At 63.8% G+C, this 26,346-nt stretch carries 23 protein-coding genes and 1 tRNA gene; 9 read left to right on the top strand and 15 right to left on the bottom strand.

What is annotated here, in order from left to right; all coding sequences use genetic code 11:
- Positions 1 to 10: 10 nt before the first annotated feature.
- The 3 genes from AC5WEY_RS23300 to AC5WEY_RS23290 form a co-directional block, all read right to left on the bottom strand.
- Positions 11 to 742 carry an AAA family ATPase gene (locus AC5WEY_RS23300; RefSeq protein WP_495647730.1) on the bottom strand — a complete coding sequence of 244 codons (732 nt, stop codon included), beginning with the start codon at positions 740 to 742 and terminating at the stop codon, positions 11 to 13.
- A 3-nt stretch (positions 743 to 745) separates the two neighbouring features.
- Positions 746 to 922 (bottom strand): hypothetical protein, encoded by a 177-nt coding sequence (locus AC5WEY_RS23295; protein WP_200936515.1) that lies wholly within the window; start codon positions 920 to 922, stop codon positions 746 to 748.
- 52 nt (positions 923 to 974) lie between these two features.
- Positions 975 to 1,051, bottom strand: a tRNA-Leu gene (locus tag AC5WEY_RS23290).
- Positions 1,052 to 1,171: 120 nt separating this feature from the next.
- On the opposite strand from AC5WEY_RS23290, the gene AC5WEY_RS23285 reads away from it, so the two are divergent.
- Together AC5WEY_RS23285 and AC5WEY_RS23280 are read left to right on the top strand one after the other, a co-directional pair.
- On the top strand, positions 1,172 to 1,804 hold the full coding sequence (locus AC5WEY_RS23285; protein ID WP_057476187.1) for an ANTAR domain-containing response regulator: 633 nt from the start codon (positions 1,172 to 1,174) through the stop codon (positions 1,802 to 1,804).
- A 173-nt stretch (positions 1,805 to 1,977) separates the two neighbouring features.
- Positions 1,978 to 3,312 carry an ABC transporter substrate-binding protein gene (locus AC5WEY_RS23280; protein ID WP_495647729.1) on the top strand — a complete coding sequence of 445 codons (1,335 nt, stop codon included), beginning with the start codon at positions 1,978 to 1,980 and terminating at the stop codon, positions 3,310 to 3,312.
- A 144-nt stretch (positions 3,313 to 3,456) separates the two neighbouring features.
- Here the strand turns inward: AC5WEY_RS23280 and AC5WEY_RS23275 are convergent, their stop codons facing one another.
- The 4 genes from AC5WEY_RS23275 to AC5WEY_RS23260 are packed head-to-tail and all read right to left on the bottom strand — an operon-like array spanning position 3,457 to position 7,684.
- The gene (locus AC5WEY_RS23275; RefSeq protein WP_057476189.1) at positions 3,457 to 4,260 is read right to left on the bottom strand and encodes an ABC transporter ATP-binding protein; all 804 of its coding nucleotides are present in this window, start codon (positions 4,258 to 4,260) and stop codon (positions 3,457 to 3,459) included.
- On the bottom strand, positions 4,260 to 5,354 hold the full coding sequence (locus AC5WEY_RS23270) for an ABC transporter ATP-binding protein (RefSeq protein WP_495647728.1): 1,095 nt from the start codon (positions 5,352 to 5,354) through the stop codon (positions 4,260 to 4,262). The genes AC5WEY_RS23275 and AC5WEY_RS23270 overlap by 1 nt, the downstream gene beginning before the upstream one ends.
- Positions 5,347 to 6,336, bottom strand: coding sequence for a branched-chain amino acid ABC transporter permease (locus tag AC5WEY_RS23265; RefSeq protein WP_032404006.1), 990 nt, complete (start codon positions 6,334 to 6,336; stop codon positions 5,347 to 5,349). Before AC5WEY_RS23265 ends, AC5WEY_RS23270 begins: the two co-directional genes overlap by 8 nt.
- A 7-nt stretch (positions 6,337 to 6,343) precedes the next feature.
- Complete coding sequence (locus tag AC5WEY_RS23260) at positions 6,344 to 7,684, bottom strand: branched-chain amino acid ABC transporter permease (protein ID WP_057476257.1); 1,341 nt, start codon at positions 7,682 to 7,684, stop codon at positions 6,344 to 6,346.
- A gap of 260 nt (positions 7,685 to 7,944) precedes the next feature.
- On the opposite strand from AC5WEY_RS23260, the gene polA reads away from it, so the two are divergent.
- Positions 7,945 to 10,686 carry a DNA polymerase I gene (polA, locus tag AC5WEY_RS23255; RefSeq protein ID WP_495647727.1) on the top strand — a complete coding sequence of 914 codons (2,742 nt, stop codon included), beginning with the start codon at positions 7,945 to 7,947 and terminating at the stop codon, positions 10,684 to 10,686.
- A gap of 74 nt (positions 10,687 to 10,760) precedes the next feature.
- On the opposite strand, the gene trxA is transcribed toward polA, so the two are convergent.
- From trxA to AC5WEY_RS23240, 3 genes are all read right to left on the bottom strand, one after another.
- A complete protein-coding gene (gene trxA, locus AC5WEY_RS23250; protein WP_222095764.1) occupies positions 10,761 to 11,132 on the bottom strand; it encodes a thioredoxin in 372 nt (123 codons plus the stop codon).
- An 86-nt stretch (positions 11,133 to 11,218) separates the two neighbouring features.
- Positions 11,219 to 12,217 carry a GlxA family transcriptional regulator gene (locus AC5WEY_RS23245; protein ID WP_495647726.1) on the bottom strand — a complete coding sequence of 333 codons (999 nt, stop codon included), beginning with the start codon at positions 12,215 to 12,217 and terminating at the stop codon, positions 11,219 to 11,221.
- 206 nt (positions 12,218 to 12,423) lie between these two features.
- Positions 12,424 to 12,930, bottom strand: coding sequence for a 2'-5' RNA ligase family protein (locus AC5WEY_RS23240; protein WP_495647725.1), 507 nt, complete (start codon positions 12,928 to 12,930; stop codon positions 12,424 to 12,426).
- A 9-nt stretch (positions 12,931 to 12,939) separates the two neighbouring features.
- Here AC5WEY_RS23240 and AC5WEY_RS23235 point away from each other — a divergent pair, with 9 nt between their 5' ends.
- Positions 12,940 to 14,037, top strand: coding sequence for an isocitrate/isopropylmalate dehydrogenase family protein (locus AC5WEY_RS23235; RefSeq protein ID WP_495647805.1), 1,098 nt, complete (start codon positions 12,940 to 12,942; stop codon positions 14,035 to 14,037).
- A gap of 12 nt (positions 14,038 to 14,049) precedes the next feature.
- Here AC5WEY_RS23235 and AC5WEY_RS23230 read toward each other — a convergent pair whose 3' ends face one another.
- Complete coding sequence (locus tag AC5WEY_RS23230; RefSeq protein WP_495647724.1) at positions 14,050 to 14,877, bottom strand: class I SAM-dependent methyltransferase; 828 nt, start codon at positions 14,875 to 14,877, stop codon at positions 14,050 to 14,052.
- A 214-nt stretch (positions 14,878 to 15,091) separates the two neighbouring features.
- Here AC5WEY_RS23230 and rpsA point away from each other — a divergent pair, with 214 nt between their 5' ends.
- A complete protein-coding gene (gene rpsA / locus AC5WEY_RS23225) occupies positions 15,092 to 16,570 on the top strand; it encodes a 30S ribosomal protein S1 (protein WP_027497255.1) in 1,479 nt (492 codons plus the stop codon).
- 162 nt (positions 16,571 to 16,732) lie between these two features.
- On the opposite strand, the gene AC5WEY_RS23220 is transcribed toward rpsA, so the two are convergent.
- The gene (locus AC5WEY_RS23220; RefSeq protein WP_032378969.1) at positions 16,733 to 16,942 is read right to left on the bottom strand and encodes a hypothetical protein; all 210 of its coding nucleotides are present in this window, start codon (positions 16,940 to 16,942) and stop codon (positions 16,733 to 16,735) included.
- A gap of 130 nt (positions 16,943 to 17,072) precedes the next feature.
- Here AC5WEY_RS23220 and coaE point away from each other — a divergent pair, with 130 nt between their 5' ends.
- Entirely contained in the window at positions 17,073 to 18,290 is a 1,218-nt protein-coding gene (gene coaE, locus AC5WEY_RS23215) for a dephospho-CoA kinase (protein ID WP_495647723.1), read from the top strand.
- Between the two features lie 17 nt (positions 18,291 to 18,307).
- On the opposite strand, the gene AC5WEY_RS23210 is transcribed toward coaE, so the two are convergent.
- Entirely contained in the window at positions 18,308 to 18,853 is a 546-nt protein-coding gene (locus AC5WEY_RS23210) for a ribonuclease FAU-1 family protein (RefSeq protein WP_495647722.1), read from the bottom strand.
- 78 nt (positions 18,854 to 18,931) lie between these two features.
- On the opposite strand from AC5WEY_RS23210, the gene uvrB reads away from it, so the two are divergent.
- Positions 18,932 to 21,094: an excinuclease ABC subunit UvrB gene (gene uvrB, locus AC5WEY_RS23205; RefSeq protein ID WP_057476196.1), complete on the top strand. Its 2,163-nt coding sequence runs from the start codon at positions 18,932 to 18,934 to the stop codon at positions 21,092 to 21,094.
- Positions 21,095 to 21,124: 30 nt separating this feature from the next.
- Complete coding sequence (locus tag AC5WEY_RS23200; RefSeq protein ID WP_495647721.1) at positions 21,125 to 21,991, top strand: SCO6745 family protein; 867 nt, start codon at positions 21,125 to 21,127, stop codon at positions 21,989 to 21,991.
- A 6-nt stretch (positions 21,992 to 21,997) separates the two neighbouring features.
- Here AC5WEY_RS23200 and AC5WEY_RS23195 read toward each other — a convergent pair whose 3' ends face one another.
- Together AC5WEY_RS23195 and AC5WEY_RS23190 are read right to left on the bottom strand one after the other, a co-directional pair.
- The gene (locus AC5WEY_RS23195; RefSeq protein WP_495647720.1) at positions 21,998 to 22,855 is read right to left on the bottom strand and encodes an ABC transporter permease; all 858 of its coding nucleotides are present in this window, start codon (positions 22,853 to 22,855) and stop codon (positions 21,998 to 22,000) included.
- On the bottom strand, positions 22,852 to 25,719 hold the full coding sequence (locus AC5WEY_RS23190) for an alpha/beta fold hydrolase (protein ID WP_495647719.1): 2,868 nt from the start codon (positions 25,717 to 25,719) through the stop codon (positions 22,852 to 22,854). Before AC5WEY_RS23190 ends, AC5WEY_RS23195 begins: the two co-directional genes overlap by 4 nt.
- A 182-nt stretch (positions 25,720 to 25,901) precedes the next feature.
- Here AC5WEY_RS23190 and AC5WEY_RS23185 point away from each other — a divergent pair.
- On the top strand, positions 25,902 to 26,346 hold a 445-nt coding region (locus AC5WEY_RS23185; RefSeq protein ID WP_495647718.1), incomplete at its 3' end, for a universal stress protein.

Raw genomic sequence — 26,346 nt, 5'->3', positions numbered from 1 at the left:
GGGTTGCAGTTCAGCCGAGCAGGTGGCGGAGATAGCTGTTCGGGTCGTCGAGGTATCGACGCCAGTGCTGCACCAATTCGAGTTCGCCCCAGGTACTTCGACGCAAACCGTGTTCGCCCACTTCGACGATGTCCGCGCCCGGTGTCGACGCCAGGATCGGAGAGTGTGTGGCACAGACGATCTGGGCCCCCTCGTCGCCCAGTTCCGACATGAGCGCGACGAGCTGCAGGCTTGCGGTGAAGGACAGTGCCGACTCCGGCTCGTCCAGGACATAGAAGCCGGGTTCGGCCAACATCGCACCGAACATGGCCAGGAAGCCTTCGCCGTGACTCATCTCGGCTGTGTTCTCTTCCCAGAAACCCGGCACACCGCCGAGATTTTCGGCCATGTCGAATGCGGTCTCGGCGCGCAGAAAGAAGCCGCGCTTCTGCAATCGCGGGCCACGCAGCATCCGAGAACCTCGCGGCGTGGTGTCCAACTCGAGTACTTCGCCTAGGATGCTGGTCACCTCGTCGAGTCGACGCGATTGCTGCGCCGCCCGTCCGCCGCGGGCATCGATCCCGAATCCCTCGGCGATCGCCTCGACGATGGTCGATTTACCGGAACCGTTGTCGCCCACGAGAATTGTGACCGGTGCCAGGAATTCGAGTCCGTCGCGGGCGAGGTCGGCGACGGCAGGCACGGTGAAGGGCCACTCCGAACCGATGTCGTCGGCGTCGACGTAGGCGCGCTCTACGAACATGATTCAGGCGGTGACCAGGCGATCGACGTAACCGGTCTCGTGGGTGGCGTCCGCGCTGCAGGTGTAGTAGACCCACTGAGCGGACCGGTCCGCCGAATCTCCGAAGCGATGGTCGACTTTCTGCGCACACAGTTTGCCCGCGCTGGTGTCATGGCATCGAAGACTGCTGGGTATGTACATCGCTCCACTGTAGGCGCGATCGCAAGCGATATTGACCGTCGCCGTTCTGCTGTGGTGCCCTCGGTGAGACTCGAACTCACACTGGACGGGTTTTGAATCCGTTTCCTCTGCCAATTGGGATACGAGGGCTGGCGTCTTTCAAGCAACGATTGACGAGTTTAGAAGATGCGCTTTCGGCGGCGCGCACCGGTACCCTTCAGATGCTCGACAGCCCCGATGGGCGATGACTGTCAAAGGAGACCGATACAGATGAACGCTCCTGGTGCGCACGGTACTGGCAAGCCCCCGCTTCGTGTGGTGGTGGCAGAGGACGAATCCCTGATTCGACTCGACCTCGTGGAGATGCTCCGCGAGGAGGGCTACGACGTGGTCGGGGAGGCCGCGGACGGTCAGCAGGCGGTGGACCTGACCGTCGAACTGCGTCCCGATCTGGTCATCATGGACGTCAAGATGCCGCGTCGAGACGGGATCGATGCGGCATCGGAGATCGCCGAAAAACGTATCGCCCCCGTCGTCATTCTCACCGCGTTCAGTCAACGTGAGCTGGTCGAGAAGGCTCGCGATGCCGGAGCGATGGCGTATCTGGTCAAGCCGTTCAGCAAAGCAGATCTGATGCCTGCGGTGGAGTTGGCAGCGAGTCGTTTCAGCGAGATCTCTGCGCTCGAATCCGAGATCGTCGATCTGCAGGATCGGCTGGAGACACGCAAGTTGATCGAGAAGGCCAAGGGCATCCTCATGGAGTCGCAATCGCTCACAGAACCGCAGGCGTTCAAGTGGATTCAACGTGCTGCGATGGATCGCAGAACGACGATGAAGGCCGTTGCCGATGTGGTGATCGAGACACTCGGTACTCCTGCGAACAAGCCTGCAGCAGAGGGCTGATGGGCTCGCGAAAGCTACGGCCACGTAAAACTTCGTCTCCGTAGGTCACAGTCAGGTCACGAGCGTCGTTCTAGGCCTTGCGAATCGACTCCGAGCATTAGCGTCTGATCCACACGTGAGCCACATGTAACTCAGGTGCGCTTCAACGACGAGCAATTTCAAGGAGAACCTAGATGGCAATTCGGACCTATGTCCGCACAGCTGCGGTGCTGAGCGTCACCTCGCTCGCACTGTTCGGCTGTTCGTCGAGCGACGACTCCGGCTCGACCGATACCACCAGTGCCAGCGGCGGCAGTGCAGCCGCGGAAACGACCGTCTCCACCGACTGCACGCCCGAGCAGGCCACCGCCGGGGCAACCCCCGATACGTCGCCTCTGGTGGTGGGAACCCTTCTCCCCGAGACCGGAACCCTGGCCTTCCTCGGCCCGCCCGAGGTTGCCGGCGTTCAGTTGGCCGTCAACGACGTCAACGGCGCAGGTGGCGTCCTCGATCAGCCCGTCACCCTCATCCCCGGTGACTCCGGCGATACGACGACCGATACCGCCAACACCACGGTCGACCGCCTGCTCGCCGGCGGCGCGAACGTCATCGTCGGTGCAGCATCGTCCTCGGTGTCCCTCAAGGTCATCGACAAGATCGCCAGCGCAGGCGTCGTGGAATTCTCGCCCGCCAACACCTCGGACCAGTTCGTCTGCTACCCGGACAAGGGACAGTACTTCCGCACCGCTCCCACCGACGTACTGCAGGCACAGGCACTCTCGCAGCTGATCGCCGAGGACGGCGCACAGCGCGTCGCCATCCTCGCTCTCAACGACCCGTACGGCACGGGTTTGGCCCAGAACACCGCGGACAACCTCGAAGAGGCCGGCATCGCGGCAGACCAGATTCAGACGACCATCTACGACCCGAACGCACAGTCGTTCAACGCCGAGGTCGACGGCGTGAAGAACTTCAACCCGGATGCCGTCGCCATCATCGGCTTCGAAGAGTCCGCGAAGATCATCACCCGCATGCACGAGATCGGCATCGGACCGTCCGACGGCACGTTGGTCTACGGCGTCGACGGCAACATGGGTAACGCCCTGGGTGAGTCGGTAGCAGCAGGGCTGTTGGACACGATGCGCGGCACCACCCCACTGACGGATGTCGGCACTGCATTCCAGGACCGCCTCAAGGCCGTGAACCCGGCACTGGTGGACTTCAACTACGCCGGTGAGTCCTACGACGCGGTTGTCATCTCGGCACTCGCTGCCGAGCAGGCGAAGTCGACGGCAGGCACCGATATTGCTGCCAACATCAACAGCGTCACCAAGGACGGCACAAAGTGCACCAGCTTCGCCGAGTGCCTTCCGCTCGTCAAGGCCGGAACCGATATCGACTACGACGGAATCACCGGTGCGCTGAACTTCAGCGACGCAGGTGAGCCCGCCACGGGTTCGTACGGCAACCTGGTCTTCGGGCCGGACAACACGCTGACGACGGACGGATACATCGTCGTCGGTGAGTGATCTGTAACTGCCACACACGCACTGGGCCCGAGTCCTCGATCAGGACTCGGGCCCAGTGTTGTGTGCGCACCGGCCGATATTTGTACAAAGACGAAGCCCCGGTTCGACATCCAGTCGAACCGGGGCTTCGTCGTCGAAGAAGGTCTACGTCTTCTTCTCTTTGCTACCCGCCAGTGTGCCGAGATACAACTCGATCACCTTCGGGTCGTTCATCAACGCCGGCCCGGTATCGGTGTACGCGTTGCGGCCCTGATCGAGAACGTAACCGCGGTCGCAGATCTGGAGGCAGCGACGGGCGTTCTGCTCGACCATGATGATCGAGACGCCCGCCGCGTTGATCTTCTTGCAGCGGATGAACACCTCGTCCTGGAACATCGGCGACAGTCCGGCCGACGGTTCGTCGAGCAGCAGAACCGACGGCTCCATCATCAGTGCACGTCCCATGGCGACCATCTGTCGCTCGCCACCGGACAGTGCGCCTGCCTTGACCTTCTTGCGCTCTCCGAGCAGGGGGAACAACTCACTGACGAACTCGAAACGCTCGTTGAACTTCTTGGGACGCAGGTAGATTCCCATTTCGAGGTTCTCTTCGATGGTCAGTGACGGAAACACGTTCTGGGTCTGTGGAACGTATCCGACGCCTTTCGTGACCAGCACGTGCGCCTCGGCAGAGGTGATGTTGTCCCCGCGTAGCTTCACGCTGCCCTCACGGACGGCAACGAGCCCGAAGAGCGTTTTGAGCAACGTCGACTTACCGGCCCCGTTGGGCCCGATGATGCCGACGATCTCGCCGTCGTTGAGGAAGAAGTTGCATTCGCTGAGAATGTTGACACCGGGGATGTACCCGGCCACCAAGCCGTCGGCGCGCAACAATGCACCCTCGGCCAGGCGAGCGTGCTCCTCGGGTGTGGCGGCGAATTCCGCCGGCGTCAATGTCTGTTCGCTCATCAGTTGTCCTCCTTGGCCCGGTGCGAGCCGCCCTCGGCGACGCCGGGCGTCGCTGGGCTGACGAACTCCGGTTCCGAAAGATCGCCTCCCGCTTCGAGTTCTTCCTTCTCGGCCTGTTTCAGTGCCTCCGCCAGTTCGGCGGTCGCTCCGACCGGATTGCCGTCGGCGTCGAACTCGAGAGCCTGATCGTGGTGGCTGCCGAGGTAGGCGTCGACGACTGCACCGTTGTTGGAGAGTTCCTCAGGCGTGGACTCGGCGATGATGCTGCCCTGAGCCATCACCACCACCCAATCGCTGATGTCGCGGATGACGTCCATGTCGTGTTCGACGAACACCACGGTCATACCGTCGTCACGCAGCGACTTGATGTGCCCCAGAAGTGATTGCGTCAGAGCGGGATTGACCCCGGCCATCGGCTCGTCGAGCATGACCACCGACGGATCGGTCATCAGTGCACGTGCCATCTCCAGCAGTTTGCGCTGACCGCCCGACAGCGAGCCGGCCAGGTCGTCGGCCTTGGCGTCGAGTTTGAAGCGCCCCAGCAATTCGTAGGCGCGTTCGGTGATCTGACGCTCCTGGGCCTTCCACGTCCACGGCATGAACGTGTTGATCATGCGCTCGCCGCGCTGACCCGTTGCGCCCAGCCGAACATTGTCCAGCACAGTCAGTTTCGACAGCGCCTTGGTCAACTGGAACGTGCGGACCACTCCCTTGCGGGCCACCTGGTGCGGGTGCATCCGGCCGAGCTCCTGGCCATCCATCGACCAGGTCCCGGTGTCGGGGCGATCGAATCCGGTGAGCAGGTTGAACAGTGTGGTCTTGCCCGCACCGTTCGGACCGATCAGGCCGGTGATGCAGCCCCGCTGAATCTCGAGGTGCGCCACGTCGACGGCTTTGAGCCCGCCGAAGGTACGGGAGACTCCGTCGACCACCATGGTGGCGTCGGGTTTCGGCGCCCCGGGTTCGTTGGGCACACCGGCGAACAGCGACGCGCGTTGATCGCTCGACAACGCCTGGGCAGCGCGTGATTCGAGTGTGCTGGCTTTCTTGCTCGGTGCGGCCGGTGCAGCAGCATCCTTACTCAGGTCAGGCATTGAGTTGAACCTCTCGCTTGTTGCCGAGAATGCCCTGAGGTCTGAACACCATCAACACGGCGATCAGGATTCCCAGGAGCACGAATCGCGTGGCACCGACCTGGGCACCGGTGAGGTTGAGCACCGGGTCGTCGCCCGAGATCAACTGCCGCAGAATCGCATCGGGAATGGACAGCAGGAACCAGAAGAGCATCGCGCCCAGTACCGGGCCGAACACTGTTGCCGCCCCACCGAGAATCAGTGCGCCGAAGGCGAAGAACGTCTGCGCGGTCGAGTAGAAATCGGGGTTGATGGACTGGGTCTGCAGCGCGTTGAACACACCGCCCATACCGCCGATGACGCCACCGAGAACCAGTGCCTGCATCTTGTAGACGAAGACGTTCTTGCCCAGTGAGCGGGCCGCGTCCTCGTCCTCACGGACGGCCTTGAGGACGCGTCCCCATGGGCTGTGCGTCAGGAGGTAGATCACTCCGCACAGGAGCAGCACCAGTGTCCAGCCGACGAGCATGGCCCACAGGTCGTTGCCCAGGAAGCGAACGCCGAGGAAGCTGTACGACTTGCCGCCCTCGAACGGGCTCATACTGGTGAACGGACCGGCGAAGCCGGTGATGCCGTTGGTCGACTTGGTCACCGAATCCGTTGCCGTCGAACGGAACACCAAGCGCAGAATTTCCGAGGCCGCGATGGTGACGATCGCGAGATAGTCGGCTCGCAGTCGCAGAGTGGGAATACCGAGAACGAGAGCCAACAACCCCGCCGCGGCCAGACCGACCAGAATGCCGAGCCACAAAGGCTGCTCGTAGGTGATCGTGGTGATGCCGACGCCGTAACCGCCGAGAAGAGCGAAGCCGATCTGGCCGAAGTTGAGCAGGCCGGCGTAGCCGAAGTGGAGGTTCAGGCCGATGGCGAGCAGAGCGTAGAAGATGGCCGACGGGCCGACCAGCTGAGCGAGTGAGATCTGAAGTGCGCCGATGATATCCATGTGGTGGTCACCCGATCCTTTGTCGCGAGCCGAGGATGCCCTGTGGTCGGACGACGAGGATGAGAATCAAGACGAGCAACCCTCCGATGTATTTGAGATCGGGATTGATGACCAGTGTCGACCACTGCACGAGCAGACCCACGATGACGCAACCGAGGAAGGCTCCGTATGCCGTTCCCAGTCCGCCGAGCGTGATGCCGGCGAACATCAGCAGCAGGAGCTTGAATCCCATCTCCCACTGGACGCGTCCGCCGAGTTCGGAGAGCCCGAACAGCACGCCACCGAGTGCGGCCAAGCCGCCACCGAGGCACCAGACGAACGTGACCACGCGCTCGACGTTGATGCCCGAGGATGCGGCGAGGTCACGGTTGTCGGCCACCGCTCGCATGGCCTTACCGATCTTGGTGCGCTGCAACATCAGTGCAACGCCGACCAGTACGACGACGCTGATGACGATGCACGCGAGGTTGACGTTGGTGATCGACAACGGGCCCCAGTCGTTCTCGGTCTGGGCCTGGTAGTCGTCGAACGGCTCGGAGCGATCCGAGAAGAAGATGAGGATGAGGTAGCGCAATGCGATCGCAAGTCCGATCGTCACCACGAGCTGTGCGATCAGGCCGGTTCGACGCTTGCGCAGCGGTCGCCAGATCAAGGCATTGTTGAGCCAGCCGATCGCGACTCCGACGATGATGGCCAGCACCGTTGCCGGAATGAGTTGTATTCCGAGGCTCACGTTGAAGAACCACGCCGCGACCGCCCCGAGAGTGACGAGTTCGCCGTGCGCGAAGTTGGTGAGGCCGGTGGTGCCGAAGATCAGGCTCAGCCCAACCGCTGCCAGAGCGATGACCAGGCCGAAGCGGAAACCGTCGACTGTGGTGCGGACGAACTTCTCGTAGAACGGAATGCTGGTGGCAGTTCGGGCTTCACCGAACGAGAAGATGACGGTGTTGGAACGCCCGGCCTGAACGTCGCGCTGGACTTCTGCCTGGACGCTCACCCCGTCGGGAAGCGTTTCCTCCACTACCTGGAATGTGTATGTCCCGGGGGACAATTCGAGCGTCCACCGGCCACCGGTTTCGCTGGTGGTTCGAGCGACTTCGGCGCCGCTCGCGTCGAGCGCTGCGACATCGACGCCTTCGAGGCGTTCTCCGCCGTTGTTGAGAGATCCCGCGACGCTGACGGCGTCTGCGGGCGGTGCCTGCTCGGCACTGGTCCCCGGCGCGGCCGGGGGAGTGGGCGTAGGTTCCTGGGCCAATGCCGGCGCACTGAACAGCAGCGCGGCGATCGAGCTCAGAACGGCGAGTAGGAGTGTTCGCTGTAGGAGCCGAACGGCAGATCTTGCGCGCAACCTCGGCGGTTGCACCTTTCTGGTCCATCGAACATTTGGAGCCACGCACGTCCTCCGGACGGTTGTCGTTGAGTCACGGGTTGGGGATTCACTGCAATTGTCGGACTCTATCCGTTGAAACGACGCAAAATCGGCGACTGAGATTTCCGGAAAGTATCGGTTGTGTTTCGCGGTGCACGATGGCCGCCGTGAGTGCGATCGCGTCGTGGCTCGTGCATCCGGCTACAGGTTGTCGGACCGGCTCCCTAGACTGGTCAACCGTGAGCCCAGTAACGGAGAAAAGTGCAGCGCCGGCAGTCGAGACCGATGCGAAAGCGGGCGGGGAGCGGCCCACGCTGCTGCTCATCGACGGCCACTCGATGGCGTTCCGGGCCTTCTTCGCGTTGCCTGCGGACAACTTCAAGACCACCAGCGGTCAGTCCACCAATGCCGTCTACGGGTTCACCTCGATGTTGATCAATCTGCTGCGGGATGAGAAACCGACACATATCGCGGCGGCGTTCGATGTCTCTCGGCAGACCTTCCGCGCCGAGCGGTTCCCCGAGTACAAGGCCAACCGCAGCAAGACCCCCGACGAGTTCGCCGGGCAGGTCGACATCACCAAGGATGTTCTCGGAGCCATGGGTATTCCCGTGATGGCAGAGGCCGGATTCGAGGCGGACGACATCATCGCCACTCTGGTGACGCAGGCAGAGGCGCTGGGCTATCGCGTGCTCGTGGTCACCGGAGACCGGGACGCTCTGCAGTTGGTCACCGACAACGTGACGGTCCTGTACCCACGCAAGGGCGTCTCGGACCTGACCCGGTTCACTCCCGAGGAGGTGGCCGGCAAATACGGGTTGACGCCTGCGCAGTATCCGGACTTCGCTGCCCTTCGCGGAGATCCGAGCGACAACCTCCCCGGCATTCCGGGAGTCGGGGAGAAGACCGCGACCAAGTGGATCATCGAATACGGTTCGCTCACCGCGCTTGTCGACAACGTGGACAAGGTCAAAGGGAAAGTCGGCGATGCGCTGCGCGCCAACCTGTCGAGTGTGGTGCTCAACCGTGAGCTCACCGAGATGGTGCGTGATGTGCCGTTGCCGTACACCCCCGATCAGCTCGAACTCGCCCCGTGGGACCGCGAGAAGATCCACGCGCTGTTCGACGATCTGGAATTCCGCATTCTGCGGGACCGACTGTTCGAGACTCTGGCTTCTGTCGAGCCGGAAGCCGAGGAAGGCTTCGATGTCCGCGGCGGCATCGTCGCTCCGGGTGAGTTGGCGGCGTGGTTGGACGAGCATGCGTCCGACGGTCGACGCAGTGGTCTCTCCGTGCTGGGACCGCGAAGGCCTTTCGACAGCGATGCAACGTCGGTGGCGATCGCTGCGGCCGACGGTGAAGGCGCGTTCGTCACGACGACGGCCCTCGACGAATCCGACGAGCGCGCACTCGCTGCTTGGCTCGCAGATTCGGCGCAACCCAAGGCTCTGCACGAGGCCAAGTGGGCTTTGCACGCGGTGCGGGGGCGTGGCTGGATCCTCGCGGGGTTGACCACCGACACTGCGCTCGCCGCGTATCTCGTGCGGCCAGGTCAGCGGTCGTTCAATCTCGACGACCTGTCGCTGCGCTATCTCAAGCGAGAGCTCCGCGTCGAGGACGCAGGTGAAGGCCAGATGTCGCTTCTCGATTCCGAGGACACCGCTGATGCGGCATTCGCGGAGGGCGAGATCCTCAAGGCACGGGCCGTCATCGACCTGGCCGAGGCGCTGGACGCCGAACTCGCTGCCATCGAATCGACCACGTTGCTCTCCGAGATGGAGCTGCCGCTGCTGACGGTCTTGGCTGACGTCGAAGCGACCGGAATCGCCGTCGACAGCGACCACCTTCGCTCGCTGCAGTCCGGTTTCGCCGCGCAGGTCGACGAGGCCGCGAACTCTGCGTACGGCGTGATCGACAAGCAGATCAACCTCGGGTCACCGAAGCAGTTGCAGGTGGTGCTGTTCGAGGAACTCGACATGCCCAAGACCAAGAAGACGAAGACCGGTTACACCACCGATGCCGATGCGCTGCAGGGGTTGTTCGAGAAGACCGAGCATCCGTTCCTGAAGTTCTTGCTCGACTACCGAGACGCGACACGCATGAAGGTGACGGTCGACGGCCTACTCAAATCCGTCGCTGACGACGGACGCATCCACACCACGTTCAACCAGACCGTTGCGGCCACCGGGCGGTTGTCGTCCACCGAACCCAACCTGCAGAACATCCCGGTGCGCAACGAGGCAGGACGCCACATCCGGGACGGCTTCGTCGTCGGGGCGGGTTACGACACCCTGCTCACTGCCGACTACAGCCAGATCGAGATGCGCATCATGGCGCACGTGTCCGGAGACGAGGGTCTGATCGAGGCGTTCAACACCGGTGAAGACCTCCACAGCTTCGTCGGTTCCCGCGCGTTCGGGGTACCGATCGACGAGGTCACCCCCGAACTGCGTCGTCGAGTGAAGGCGATGTCCTACGGACTGGCCTACGGGCTCAGCGCATTCGGCCTCGCCGCGCAGCTCAAGATCTCCACCGAGGAGGCGAAGCAGCAGATGGAGGCGTACTTCGCGCGATTCGGTGGCGTCCGCGACTACCTGCGCAACGCCGTCGAGGAAGCGCGCAAGGTGGGGTACACCTCGACCCTGTACGGCAGGCGCCGGTACCTGCCGGATCTCAACAGCGACAACCGTCAGCGTCGCGAGGTAGCCGAGCGCGCCGCACTCAACGCCCCCATCCAGGGCACCGCCGCCGACATCATCAAGGTTGCGATGATCGATGTGCACCGCTCACTCGCCGAGTCGACCCTGAAGTCGCGCATGTTGCTGCAGGTGCACGACGAACTGGTGCTCGAGGTCGTCGACTCCGAGCGCGAGGAGGTCGAGGCTCTGGTGCGGAACAAGATGTCGTCGGCGATCGAACTCTCGGTGCCGCTCGAAGTGTCGGTCGGTACCGGCCGAAGCTGGGATGCCGCAGCTCACTGAATCAACCCGTGGCACAACGAAGGGCCGCTCACCGAACCCGGTGAGCGGCCCTTCGCGTCGTGCTGTGTGACGAGCTACTCCGCGGCGGGAGCCTGCTCGGCGATCTGCTGGCGCACTACGTCCATATCGAGTGCCTTGATCTGTCCGACGAGGTCTTCGAGCGCCGGCGCAGGCAATGCACCGGGCTGTGCGTAGACGAGAATTCCCTCGCGGAACGCCATGATGGTCGGGATCGACTGGATCTGCGCTGCCGCAGCAAGACCCTGCTCGGCCTCGGTGTCGACCTTGGCATGCACGACGTCGGGGTGTGCGTCCGAGGACTTCTCGAATGTCGGAGCGAACTGGCGGCACGGTCCGCACCAGGAGGCCCAGAAATCGACCAACACCACGTCGTTGTTGGTGACGATGTCGTCGAAGTTCTGCTGAGTCAAAGTCTGAGTGGCCACGCGGTCCCTTTCGATTGATTGCGCTTCTGCTGTGTGTCAACGCAGGTACGCGCCGGAATCTTCCCGGCTGCCCCCGGGCTCAGCCGTCAGGCGGGCTGGGGTGCAGCGCGGAACGTCCGGCGGTACGAGTTCGGGGTGGTGCATCGCAATCTCACGAAATGCTGCCTCAGGGCGGCGGCGTTTCCGAAGCCGACCACCTCGGCGATCGAATCCATCGGAAGGTCGGAGTTCTCCAGCAATTGTTGTGCTGCCAACACGCGTTGATCGTTGAGCCACCGCGCAGGCGTCGTTCCGGTTTCGGCCGCGAACTTGCGGGCGAAGGTTCTTGCCGACATGTTCACCCGCGCGGCAAGTCGGCCGATGGTCAGTTCTGAGTCGAGGTTCTCGGTCATCCAGTCCAGCAGTGGTGCCAATGTCTCGGTGTGCGTGGCGGGTAGGGGACTGGTGACGAATTGGGCCTGGCCGCCGTCTCGGTGTGGCGGGACGACCATTCGGCGGGCGATTCCGTTGGCCACGAGGCTGCCCTGGCACTTCCGCACGATGTGCAGACACAGATCGATTCCCGCTGCGGTGCCCGCACTGGTGAGCACGTTGCCGTCGTCGACGTAGAGAACGTTCGGATCGACCTGTGCGAGAGGGTATTCCGCAGCGAGCAAGGCGGAGTGTCGCCAGTGCGTGGTGCATCGTCTGCCGTCGAGCAGCCCAGCCCTGCCGAGTACGAAGGCGCCGTTGCACAGGCTGGCGACCATGGCACCTCGGTCGACGGCCGCACGAAGCTTCGCCAGGAGTGGCTCGATGGACGAGTTGTATCCGACTCCGCAGACGTAGGTCCCGTCTTCGGCGGCTTCGGTGCCACCGGCCGGAATGATGATCAGATCGGCATCGTCGAGTCGATCGAGATCGTGAGGCACGCCGATGGTGTAGCCGAAGCGTGTACGGATCGGTTCGGGTACTCCGGCGATCATTGAGAAGTCGTAGGTCGGTAGACCCTCGTCCGAGCGATCGAAACCGAACACCTCGCACGCGACGCCCAGCTCGAACTGTTCGGTCAACGGCATCAACGCAACGACCACCCGTTTCAGCATGCGACCAGTATGGCAGAAAGTCGTGTATATATGGCGTTACTGCCACTCGTGGGGACTCTCTGCTGGTAGGACGCTAGGAGCATGACAATTGTATTGGTAGTTGTGCTGTCCTTCTTGGCCATCGATGCCCTCGTGATCGCAGGCTTCGCTCCCGACACTCATTCGGAGGTGACCCAGTTCGGGGACTACACCTTCTGATGCTGCGGTCAGCCGATTCGCCACTCGCGCTTGGCCTCGCCGTCCCAGCGACGTAGGGCCACGGCAGACCCCATCAGGTCCTCGATGCTGTTCGACAGCAACTGCACGGCGGCTCCTGCCTCCGCGGGTGTCAACCGCCGGGCGAGTGTCACGTGCGGCGTCCAGCGTCTGGTGTCGACATTGTCGAACGATGCCGAGCCCACTGCGGCGTGCACCCTGGCGTGTAGGCCGAGTAGTTCGACGCTCGGCACGACCAGACGTGCCAGGGTTGCGCTCCGGCCGCCGAATACGACGAGGCCCCCGAGTCGCACATCGAGCGGGTCGAAACGAATCGCTGCGCCGTCGTCCACCGCGTCTGGCATCGATGCTGCCACTGCGATCGTGATGTGCGGTCGGTTCGATTCACCGCGGTGCTTGTTCTGGCTGGGGAGGCCGGCATCCGACAGTGCCGCCCACTCGCGGCGAACCGCAGCATCGAGGGCGGAGTCGAGGACGAGTTCTGCAGACTGCACCATAGGGTCATGATGTCGCAGACGAACGGCCGGAATGAAACGGCGCTACGAATCGGAGCAATGACCGGCGACGGAATCGGTCACGAGATCGTGCCTGCGACGATCCGGGTGGTCGACGCGGCATTGGCGGCTGTCGGTGGACCGGCCGTCGACTGGGTGCACCTCCCTCTGGGGCGCGATGCCATCGACGAGCACGGCACGCCGATACCCGCGCGCACACTGCAGGAACTGGGCGAGCTCGAGTGCTGGATCCTGGGGCCCCACGACAGCGCCTCGTACCCGGAGCCGTTTCGTTCGCAGCTGACCCCGGGCGGGCGGATTCGGAAGGATTTCGACCTGTTCGCGAACATCCGGCCTGCGAAAGCCCTTGCCGGCGTGCGGGCCATGTCGCCGAACATGGACTTGATCGTGGTCCGGGAGAACACCGAGGGGTTCTACGCCGATCGCAACATGTTCGTCGGCAGCGGAGAATTCATGCCGACTCCCGACGTGGCACTCGCGGTGGGGGTGTTCACCCGTCCGGCGTGCGAACGCATCGCTCGCGAGGCCTTCTCGCTCGCAGACCGGCGGCGGAGGAAAGTCACGATCGTGCACAAGACCAACGTGCTGTCGATGACGACGGGGTTGTTTCGCGATGCCTGCCGGTCCGTCGGCGACGAGTTTCCGCAGGTAGACGTCACCGAAGAGCACGTGGACGCCCTCGCGGCGCATCTGGTTCGACGCGGTGAGGACTACGACGTCATCGTGGCCGAGAACATGTTCGGGGACATCCTCTCCGACCTGACCGGAGAGCTGTCCGGGTCACTCGGTACGGCACCGTCGATCAACTCTTCGCGTACCCGGGCCATGGCGCAGGCCTCCCATGGATCCGCCCCGGATATCGCAGGCAAGAATCGCGCCAACCCGACGGCGCTGTTCCTGTCGGCCGCGATGCTGCTCGAGTGGCTCGCCGGTCGGCACGGGGACGAACGGCTCGCCGCCGCAGCCGGCCGGATTCGGCACGCCGTGGACGACACCGTCGAATCCGGGGTCGCGACAGCAGACCTCGGCGGGCAGGCGTCGACCAGCGCCTTCACCGAGACCGTCGAAGCCAGGGTGCACCGGCGCTGATCGACTACGGACTCACCGCGGTTTTCGACTACTGAAGATCGCGGTGCCGGGAAACAGCTGGCCGCGCAGCGGGCTCCACTGCCCCCATTCCCGGTCCAACCACTCCGGCCAATCCGGCTCGACGATGTCACGCACCTCGAGGCCGGCGGCGACCAGTTCACGCACTCGGTCTCCGATCGTGCGGTGATGCTCGACGTAGTTCGGAATTCCGTCGGCGTCGTATTCGACGTACGGGGTCCGGTCGAAGTACGGAATCGTCGCGGTCAGCCCGCCGACCCCTGGATCGTCGGGGAATACCCAGCGCATCGGGTGATTGACGGCGAACACCCAGATGCCGCCCGGTCGAAGCACTCGCGCGACTTCCGTCATGACGTTGGCGGAGTCCGCGACGAACGGAACCGCGCCGAAGGCCGAGCAGACGATGTCGAATCGTTCGTCGCCGAACGGCAACGATTCGGCACTGGCCTGGACCAGCGGAACCGTCGAACCGCCCGCGGCCATGGCGTCGACGCCTCGCTGCAACATGCCCATCGAGATGTCGAGACCGACCGCACGGGCACCCTGAGCACCGAGCCAGCGTGCGCACGGTGCACTGCCGCAGCCCACTTCGAGGACGTCTTTGCCTGCGACGTCGCCCAACAGGTGCACATCACCCTCGTGCAGTCCCTCCGGGCACCAGACGAATTCACCGGTGTCGGTCGACACACCGAGAAACGCGCCGTGCGTACGGTGGTAGTTGTCGGCGTCGGAGTCCCACCAGAGTCTGCTGGCGCGATCGCTCGCGACCGAATCGACACGGCCGCGGCCGGGGGTGGACGACGGCACAGGAAGATCGCTCACACGCCGACTCTAACCGGGTTTGTGCTGGTACTGCGGCATCGCGTACCCTGATCACCGCGAGTGTGTTCATGCTGCGCTCAGGTCGGGTCCGCCTGTCCTCGGCGTTCGCGGAGGCGGCAGGAATATCGCCGTCGACTCTCGTGCTGCACATGTTCTACAAGTCCGACCGAACATCCATCAACCGATACCCAACCCGTCCGGAGCAACTCAACACATGCCCTCAACCACAACCTCACCGCAGGTGGCCGTAAACGATATCGGCTCCGCAGAGGATTTTCTCGCAGCCATCGACGCGACGATCAAGTACTTCAACGATGGTGACATCGTCGAAGGCACCATCGTCAAGGTCGATCGCGACGAGGTTCTACTCGACATCGGTTACAAGACCGAAGGCGTCATCCCTTCTCGCGAGCTCTCCATCAAGCACGACGTCGACCCCAATGAGGTCGTCTCCGTGGGAGATGAGATCGAAGCACTCGTCCTCACCAAGGAGGACAAGGAAGGCCGCCTGATCCTGTCCAAGAAGCGAGCTCAATACGAGCGCGCTTGGGGCACGATCGAGGAGCTCAAGGAGAAGGACGAGGCCGTCAAGGGCACCGTCATCGAGGTCGTCAAGGGTGGACTCATCCTGGATATCGGTCTCCGCGGCTTCCTGCCTGCCTCGCTCGTCGAGATGCGTCGTGTCCGCGACCTCCAGCCGTACGTCGGCAAGGAGATCGAGGCCAAGATCATCGAGCTCGACAAGAACCGCAACAATGTGGTCCTGTCGCGCCGTGCATGGCTCGAGCAGACCCAGTCCGAGGTCCGCAGCGAATTCCTGCACCAGCTCCAGAAGGGCCAGGTCCGCAAGGGCGTCGTGTCCTCCATCGTCAACTTCGGTGCCTTCGTGGACCTGGGTGGCGTCGACGGCCTGGTGCACGTCTCCGAGCTGTCCTGGAAGCACATCGATCACCCGTCCGAGGTCGTCGAGGTCGGCACCGAGGTCACCGTCGAGGTTCTCGACGTCGACCTGGACCGCGAGCGTGTGTCTCTCTCGCTCAAGGCAACTCAGGAAGATCCGTGGCGCCAGTTCGCTCGCACCCACGCGATCGGCCAGATCGTGCCCGGCAAGGTCACCAAGCTGGTTCCCTTCGGTGCATTCGTGCGCGTCGAAGAGGGCATCGAGGGCCTCGTGCACATCTCCGAGCTGGCCGAGCGCCACGTGGAGGTTCCGGACCAGGTCGTGGGTGTCGGCGACGACGCTCTCGTCAAGGTCATCGACATCGATCTCGAGCGTCGCCGGATTTCGTTGAGCCTCAAGCAGGCCAACGAGGACTACGCAGAAGAGTTCGATCCGTCCAAGTACGGCATGGCCGACTCGTACGACGAGGGTGGCAACTACATCTTCCCCGAGGGCTTCGACTCCGAGACCAACGAATGGCTCGAAGGCTACGAGAAGCAGCGTGAAGAGTGGGAAGGTCGCTACGCCGAGGCAGAGCGTCGCCACAAGATGCACACCGCTCAGATGGAGAAGACGGCCAAGGACGAAGCTGCCGAAGCCGCCAACACCAACTACTCCTCCGAGTCGGGTCAGGCCCCCGCCGATGCAGAAGGCGATGCTCCCGCAGCGTCGGCTCCGGCCTCGACCGGTGGATCGCTGGCCAGCGATGCGCAGCTTGCTGCACTTCGCGAGAAGCTGTCCGGCAACGCCTGATAGAAGTTGTCCACCCGTGAGGGTGTGACCGCAGCCCCGGTTCTCTTCGTGAGAGCCGGGGCTTTCTCGTTCGAATGCAGTCGGGCGGACACGTTCGGCTCGCGAGACGACAATGGACCCGGTTCCGATGAACCGGGCCCATGTGTGAGGGGGAAGTGCGAACTACGCGGCGGTGGCTGGACTCCACTGACCGACGCTCTCCGTGCGCTTGCGCATGCTGGCGAAGCTGTGGCGGGCGGGGGTGAGGAGATTGGTGAACCAGTTACGCCGGTGGTCGGCCAACGCCGAGGCAACTTCCGGAATGAGAACGCAATGTACGCCTGCATCCATGCCAAGGCGGTGCCGACCCGGTTGGATCTGATTGCTTCGCATGGGTGTCCTTTTCAATAGCAGTGGGTCGGCACATAGAGGTCGCGCTTGGTCGAAGATAACCGACAGACCTCCGAAACCGGTGCATTTGGGGCTGGTGTGCTTCGGCGTGTTCGAGTGTCAGACTGGGTGCATGCTGAGACTGGGACTGACCGGCGGAATAGGTGCCGGAAAATCGACCGTGGCCAAGGTGCTGACCGAGCTGGGTGGAGTTCTCGTCGACTCCGATGTGCTCGCCCGCGAAGTCGTGGAACCGGGAACTCCTGGGCTGCAACAACTGACGGATACCTTCGGAGCAGACATTCTCGCCCCCGACGGTTCGTTGAACCGTCCGGCGTTGGCGGCCGTGGCGTTCGGGAACGAGGAATCCCGCAAGAAGCTCAACGGCATCGTCCACCCGCTGGTCGGTAAGCGTACTGCCGAGATCATCGACGGTGCGGCCTCGGATGCCATTGTGGTGCAGGATATTCCGCTGCTCGTCGAAGGCTCGATGGGTCCGTTCTTCCACCTTGTCGTGGTCGTCTGGGTCGACGCCGAAGAACGAGTACGCCGGCTCACCGGGCAACGGAACATGCCCGAGGCCGACGCCCGTGCGCGAATCGCCGCGCAGGCAAGCGATGACGCACGCCGAGCCGCAGCAGACGTATGGATCGACAACACCGGTGCGCCCGGCAGCGTCGACGAGCAGGTTCGGCTCCTGTGGAACGAGCGCCTGATTCCCTTCGAGCGCAACATCAGAGAGGGCATCGTTGCCCGCACGCATCCGGAACAGGTGACGGCAGACCCGTCATGGGAGTTGCAGGCTCGCCGAATCATCGGCCGCCTGGCTCTTGCCTGTTCGGAGGAAGCCGTCCGAATCGACCATGTGGGATCCACCGCCGTGCCCGGTCTCGACGCCAAGGACGTCATCGATATTCAAATCACGGTGCGTTCTCTCGACGATGCGGACGCGGTCGGCGATCGGCTGCGTCTTGCCGGGTTCCCCGGAGTCGAGACCAGTAATTTCGACGATCCGAAGCCTGCATACGGAATGGGCGGTGAGGCCGACCCGGCGGTGTGGGGCAAGCGCTTTCACGGAAACGCCGATCCCGGGCGACCGGCCAACGTGCACATTCGCGTCGACGGTTGGCCGAACCAGACGTTCGCTCTGTTGTTCCGTGACTGGCTGCGGGAGGACTCGTCTGTTGCGACCGAGTACTCGGGCATCAAGCGACGCGCCTCGGAGACGGCCGCAGGGATCACGGATTATCGTGCTGCGATCGAAGCGTACGAGAACGCCAAGGCACCGTGGTTCGACGTTGCCTACCGTCGGGCGTGGCAGTGGGCGGAGCAGACGAACTGGACGGCATGAACCGGACGGTATCCAAATCAGGATGGTTTGCCGTTCCACTCCGTCGGCATACCGACGGACGCGAGCCAGGCGTTCAGGTCGTAATCGTGCCGCGTCAGCCCTTCGATGGCCGCGATCGACCTGGACAGAGCGAGCTCGGCGGTCGGGGTGTCCAGGTGCTGCGCCACCCGTGCGTCGAACAACTCGTCGACGTCGAGCAGGTCGTAATCGCGGCCGGTGCGGACACTGAGGTCCAGATAATGGTCGACGGAGGTCCACTCGGTAGTGCCGGCCGTGTACTCGCCGATGTCGACGTAGTAGTCCTGGTCGCGTGCGTGCGCGGGTAGGTAGTGGAACACCGAGGCGCGGAGCCCGAGAGCAGGCAGGAGCCAGGACTCCAGGTAGTCGAAGTGGGCATGGTCCGAGGGTCGGGCCATGTACAGGCCCCACGGCTCGACGCGATACTCGTCCACCACGCGCACGAATCCTTTGGGGTCCACGTTGGTTTTGGCAACGAGGTCGAACGTCTCGTGCTTGGGGGCATGGACGACGGTGTGCGCACCGGCTGACGTGTGAGCGACCATGCCTGTAGAAGCTACCGGGAACCGACCTCAGGGGTCTGTCCGACGGAACTTGTCGGTGGTCGCGTCTAGGCTTGTGTAATGGCGTTTGCATCCGAACATCCCGTTGTCGCGCACTCCGAACATCGTCCGGTGGGCGCGATCGAACGCACCGGACCGGCGTTCGAGGTCGTCAGCGAACACGTACCGGCCGGTGATCAGCCGACCGCTATCGCCGAGCTCGAACGGCGGATCAAGGCGGACGAGAAGGACGTTGTGCTTCTCGGTGCCACGGGTACCGGCAAATCGGCCACCACGGCCTGGCTGATCGAGAAGCTGCAGCGTCCCACCCTGGTGATGGCGCCGAACAAGACACTGGCTGCGCAGTTGGCGAACGAGTTGCGAGACATGTTGCCCAACAATGCAGTCGAGTACTTCGTCTCGTACTACGACTACTACCAGCCCGAGGCGTACATCGCTCAGACCGATACCTACATCGAGAAGGACTCGTCGATCAACGACGATGTCGAGCGGCTGCGGCACTCGGCCACTGCATCTCTGCTCTCACGACGCGACGTGGTGGTGGTGGCCTCGGTGTCCTGCATCTACGGCCTCGGAACTCCGCAGTCGTACGTCGACCGGTCGATCGAGCTCGAAGTCAATGTCGAAGTCCAGCGTGATGCACTGCTGCGGCTGCTGGTGGACGTGCAGTACACCCGCAACGACATGGCGTTCACCCGCGGATCGTTCCGGGTTCGCGGTGACACCGTCGAGATCATTCCGTCGTACGAGGAACTGGCGATTCGTATCGAGTTCTTCGGCGACGAGATCGAGGCGCTCTACTATTTGCACCCGCTGACCGGGGACATCGTCCGGCAGGTCGATTCCGTACGCATCTTCCCGGCCACTCACTATGTTGCCGGTCCGGAGCGGATGGAACGAGCCGTCAAGGACATCGAAGCCGAACTCGAAGCGCGTCTGGCCGAGTTGGAGGGCAAAGGGAAGCTGCTCGAGGCGCAACGGTTGCGGATGCGGACGCAATACGACCTGGAGATGATCAAGCAGGTCGGGTTCTGCTCGGGAATCGAGAACTACTCGCGCCACATCGACGGCCGCGGGGCCGGCACAGCACCGGCAACGTTGATCGACTACTTTCCCGAGGACTTCCTGCTCGTCATCGACGAGTCGCACGTCACCGTGCCGCAGATCGGAGCGATGTACGAGGGCGACATGTCGCGCAAGCGAAACCTGGTCGATTTCGGGTTCCGCCTCCCGTCGGCGACCGACAACCGTCCGCTGACGTGGGAAGAGTTCACCAAGCGGATCGGTCAGACGGTCTATCTCTCCGCCACCCCGGGAAAGTACGAGCTGGGCCAGACCGGGGGGGAATTCGTCGAGCAGGTCATCAGGCCCACCGGACTTGTCGATCCCCAGGTGGTCATCAAGCCGACCAAGGGCCAGATCGACGATCTGGTGCATCAGATTCGGGAACGCGCGGAGAAGGACGAGCGCGTGTTGGTGACCACTCTGACCAAAAAGATGTCGGAGGATCTCACCGACTACCTTCTCGAACTGGGCATTCGCGTGCGCTACCTGCACTCCGACATCGACACCCTGCGCCGAGTGGAGCTGCTCCGGCAACTTCGACTCGGCGAGTACGACGTACTGGTGGGCATCAACCTGCTGCGTGAGGGCCTCGACCTTCCGGAAGTGTCGCTCGTCGCGATTCTCGACGCCGACAAGGAAGGCTTCCTACGCAGCGGTACCAGCCTCATCCAGACAATCGGCCGTGCCGCCCGAAATGTGTCCGGCGAAGTGCACATGTACGCGGACAAGATGACGGATTCGATGACGTACGCGATCGAGGAGACCGAACGTCGGCGCGAGAAGCAGATCGCGTACAACAAGGAGCGGGGTGTAGATCCACAGCCGTTGCGCAAGAAGATCGCCGACATCCTCGATCAGGTGTATCAGGAAGCCGAGGACACCGACAACGTCGTAGAGATCGGTGGGTCCGGTCGCAACGCCAGCCGAGGGCGACGCGCGCAGGGCGAAGCAGGGCGGTCCGTCAGCTCCGGCGTCTACGAGGGGCAAGACGTGTCGTCGATGCCGCGCGCGGAGCTGGCCGATCTGATCAAGAACATGACCGACCAGATGATGAACGCTGCCCGCGAACTGAAATTCGAGCTCGCAGGGCGGTTACGGGACGAAATTCAAGATCTGAAGAAGGAACTGCGAGGAATGGACGCGGCCGGGCTCAAATAGGGCAGGCGGGAGACGCGATACGGTTCAGCGATGGACGCAACCACCGCCGGCCGCACCTCGCGCGCGCTCGAACTGATTCACTCGATGACCTATTTCCTTCCGGAGACGCAGGACGCCTTGGTGGCGGCGGGGTTGCCGCCGCGTGCCTGTTATTTCGCGGGGCGTGCAGCGCCTCTGGGACGGGTCGGCGCAGGTGTCGTCACCGCCACGTTCTACAACTTCAACCGTGAACAGGTGGCACCGCTCATCCCGGCCGCCTGGGACATCGCGTCACCCGACGAGATCATGGCCATCCGGTACGAGACTCTCGACGCTGCCTTCGGTCGACTGCTCGGCCCCGAGGTTCTGACGTCCGCGGACATGTCCGAGGCTGCCGATCTGGCATCGATCGCAGCCCATGGGATCCCCGGCGACGACGGTCGACCTTTGTTCGCCGCATATGCCGAGCTGGACTGGCCCACTGCGCCGCATCTGGTGCTGTGGCACGCCCTGACCCTGATTCGCGAGTACCGCGGCGACGGTCACATTGCGGCGCTGCAGACTGCGGGCCTGAGCGGTCTCGAAGCGCTGATCACCCATACCGCCACCGGCTACGGCTTCGAGAAGGAGTTCGCGCGCAAGCGTCGCGGATGGTCGACCGAACAGTGGGACGGCGCGGTCGCGTCTCTGGCCGACCGAGAGCTGCTCTCGTCCGACGGTGCCCTGACTCAGGACGGGAAAGATCTCCGCACGTTGGTCGAGGACATCACCAACGACCTCGCGGTTGCGCCGTGGGCCGCCCTCGGCGAGGACGGGGCCGCTCGGCTGGTCTCGCTGGCGACACCGTGGCGTGAGTCGATCGTCGGCCAAGGCGTTATTCCCGAGGGCGTCTTCGGCCCCGCGATCAAGAAGAAGTAGGCCGCCTCAGCTGGTGATGTCCTTGGTGGCGAAACGTCGCCACGCGATCAACCCGAACACAGCCGCGTACGTGATGGCGGAGAACGATCCCACCACCATGTCGTTCCAGTCGATATTCGTTCCGAAGGCATCGATCCACGAATTGGCGTAGTGCCCGGGTAAGTAGTTGCGGAGTGATCCCAGTGCGGTGATCTGATCGAGAATCTGCATCAGAATCGACGTCATCACCGCGCCGCCGACGGCCCCGAGCGGGGCGTCGGTCAGCACCGACAGCAGCATCGCCAGGCCGGCTACCCACAGCAGGTTGATGCCGATGTAGGCAACTGCGATCAACAACCGCACCAGTGAGGTTCCGTACGACAGTCCCTCACCCAGTGGCGTGATGAGCGACTCTGCGCCGTACAGCACGGTGCCGATCAGCAGCGACACTCCGACGAGCACGACGATCGCCACGCTGGACAGCGTGGCGGATACCAGTGCTTTCTGCGTGAGCAGTCGGCTACGGGGCACGGGAATGGCCAGCAGGTATCTCAGACTGGACCACGAGGCCTCGCTAGCCACCGAGTCGCCGAAGAACAGCGCCACCACGACGATCAGCAGGAACCCCACCGACATGAACAGTGCGAAGACCGTGAAGTTCATGCCTCCGCGGGTACCGAGTTCGATCAGTCCACCGGCGTCCGCGTCGTCACTCGAGCTGCCGACGGTGAAGGCGATCGCGAGAATCACCGGGAGCAGGGCTAGAAAACCGATAGCCAACTGAGTGCGACGGCGACCCAGCTGCCTGCGCAACTCGGTACGAAAGGGCAAGGTGCTGCCGCCGGTGTAACCGGCAGCGCGCCCGTCTGCGTGTGCGGTTCTCATGAGCGATCCTTGCTGGTGTCGGACCCTGGGGTGTCTCGGTGGACGAGGTCGAGGAACACGTCTTCGAGCCGAGTCGATTGCGAGAATCCGCGCACCGAGACCCCTCCGGTGACGAGTTCTCTGATCACGACGGCGGAGTCGGCGTCGGTCAGGTCGACGGTCACCGTTCCGTCGTCGACGATCACCGCGCCGTCGTGGCCGGAGGCGTCGAGCACCGATCGCGCGCGGGTGGCGTCATCGACCCTGATCTCCGTTTGCCCGCCCGCTGCGGTCAGTTCGCGGACGGTGCCGGAACTGATCACCGATCCGCGATTCATGACGACCACATGGGTACAGGTCTGTTCGACCTCGGCGAGCAGGTGGCTCGATACCAACACCGTTCGGCCTGTCTTCGCGTAGTTGATCAGCACGTCGCGCATCGTCCTGATCTGCGGTGGGTCGAGTCCGTTGGTCGGTTCGTCCAGGACCATCAGATCCGGCAGCCCCAGCATGGCCTGCGCGATGGCCAGCCGCTGCCGCATGCCCTGGCTGTACGACTTGACCTTGCGTTCGATTGCGGTGCCGAGGTCGGCGATCTCCAGTGCCTCTTCCAGGTGGGCGTCTTCGATCGGCCGCCCGGTGGCCTCCCAGTACAACCGTAGGTTCTGAGTTCCGGTCAGGTGAGGAAGGAATCCTGATCCCTCGACGAACGAGCCGAGTCTGGACAGCACCGGCGCGCCTGGAGTCACCTTGTGGCCGAAGACGCGGATGTCACCGCCGGTGGGAGTGATCAGGCCCATCAGCATCCGCAGGGTGGTGGTCTTTCCAGCACCGTTGGGCCCGAGGAGACCCAGAACCTGGCCCTGCTTCACCTCGAAGCTCACACCGTCGACCGCGCGGAAGCCGTTGGAGTACGTCTTGGCCAGATCGGTGATCACCAGGGGAGTGTCGATCAGACTCTCGTCCACTTCGGCGACTGCCCGGCGTCTGGTCCGTACGACTCCGGCCACGATTGCGCCGGCGACCGCGAGCAGAACGACCCCGATGCCGACCAGCGGTGCCACCGGAACGGTGCTGTTGGCGCTCTCCTCGGCGGGGACGGTGGGCAACCCAATGGTGTTGTCGGTCATGGCCACGCTGAACTGGGCCGGTTCCAGCGGAACGGCGTACGCCTGATCGGTGGTGGAGATGCTCAGTTCGAGGCGGTGACCCTGCTGCACGATGTAGCTGATGCCAGGCAACGCAACGGTGACGTCGACGGGATCGATGCCCTGGGTGTCGGGTAGGCGGATGGCCGAGACCGCGCCCCCGGGAAGCGTTCTCGTGCCGTTCGGTGCCACGTCGTAGAGCTTCGCGAACAGCACGGCTTGATTCGGTGAGGCCAATGACGCCACTCGTAGGTTCACTCGAGGTGCACCGGTGATCGTCACGGAGGAATCGACGGGGTCGCTGCTGAATGTGGCCGACTGGCCCGGCAGATCGGCGGTCAGCGCTGCTCCGGCCCCGGTCGATCCGAGAGTCGAGAGCACCGAGCCCAATCCGGGAACCGACGAGATCGCCGACGGCGACGCGCCGGGCGGACGAATGATCGACTGGTTCTCGGCCTGGGGAGTGAACGTGACGGATTCGGTCTGAGTGGCGTCGGAGTCGGCCGTCAGTCCTGGGTAGTCGGGAGCGGTCATCCGGCGGTTGCGGTCGCCGCCGCGTTCGTCGGCTGCCCGCTGAGTCGAGTAGACGAACGGGTTCGTACCGGTGTCGGAGTTGGCTTCGCGCAACGTGGTGTCGAAGAAGTCGGCGATGGCTCGATCGCTCGTGGCGTCCGTTCCGCCGGCGTCGTGGCCGCCGTCGAACCATCGCACGGTCACGTTCCCACCGGCCGCCGCGATCTGACGCGCTGTTGCGTCGGCCTGATCGAGGCCGAACAATGTGTCCTGGGTACCCTGGACCAGCAGAGTCGGTGCGGTGATGTTCGACGCCACCGCGACAGGAGAGTGTGCGGTCAGCAGATCGAGGAGTTGTTGGCTCGGGATTCCTGTCACCGCGGATTGGGCGTAGGCGTCGCAGAACTCGGGTGCGAACCTGCCGCATGCGGACGCGCCTTCACCGGTTCCCGATGTTTCGGTGCCGCCATCAACACTGTCACCGCCGTCACCGTCGCCGGGCGGTGTGCTCGCGGAGCCCGCTCCGAAGAACACGCCGGCCCAGCCACGCTTGAGCACGCCGGGTCCGCCGTACTCCGCCGCGGCGGGAGTCACCGTGTCGCGGAGGGCTTCTCGGCCCTCGTTCGAGGTGACGCCGTAGTTGGGGAACAGGGCCTGGCCCAGGTCGTTCCAGGTGATCGCGGCGGCGATCGAATCGATGCGGGGATCGGTGCCGCCCGCGCTCAGTGCCAGCGCGCCGCCGTACGAGCCGCCCGCAACGCCGATGTGCGGGTCGCCGGGAGCGTCCAGTTGCACTTCCGGTTGTTCGGCAAGCCAGTCGATGAGTCCTCGAGCGTCGGCGACCTCGCGATCGGGGTCGTTGATCGAGATCGAACCCGTGCTGTCGCCGAACCCGCGCGCGCTGTAGGCGAGAACGGTGTAGCCGCGGGCTGCGAGGTCGCGTGCCTCACCGTCGACCGAGTCCTTGCTGCCGCCGAAACCGTGGGCGAGGAGCACCGTCGGCGCTGGTGTGGCAGCTGGGGCGTAGAGCCGTGCGTCGATGTCGACGGTCCCCGTCGACTCGGGGCCGTCCGGTAGCGTGATGCGCGCATCGCGAGTGGATGTGTCGGCGCTCGAATCCTGGGGGAGGAGTACGAATGCGAGAGCGGCTACCGCTAGAACTGCAATCACAGCGGCACCGACAGTCATGGCCCGTCTCGACAGTGGCGGGCGGGGAATCGGCATGCAAACCAATGTATGTGAGTGGCGCGGATCGTGTTGTTCCCCAACTTCACGTGCCGATCGGCCGGTTCCGGCTAATGTCAGCGAATCAGTCCCCGGACCACGTCATTCGGTCCTGTGACTTGCACCAATCGAGTTCGACCAGAAGTGTCACATCTGTGTGTGACCGACAAATGGAGGAATGAATGAGCGCCTACCGCACCGTCGTCGTCGGGACCGATGGCTCCGAATCGTCACTGCGGGCAGTGGAGAAGGCCGCGGCTCTGGCGGGAGACGCCGATGCCACCCTGGTTATCGCTTGCGCGTACTACCCGGCCGATCCGAAGGACACGTCCGCAGCCGCCGACGCATTGCGCGAGGACGCCTACCAGATCACCGGATCGGCACCGACGCGAGAGATTCTGCGCACTGCGCGTGAGCACGCCACCAAGGCCGGTGCGAAGAACATCGAGGAGAAGGCGATCGTCGGTTCTCCCGTCGAGTCGCTGCTGGCGCTCGTGGACGAGGTGAAGGGCGATCTGCTCGTCGTCGGCAACCGCGGACTCAACTCGTTGACCGGGCGTCTGTTGGGTTCGGTTCCGTCGGACGCCGCTCGCAAGTCCACCTGCGATGTCCTGATCGTGCACACCG

Source organism: Rhodococcoides sp. S146-33 (assembly GCF_059489205.1).
This window is presented reverse-complemented; position numbering and strand designations above follow the sequence as displayed.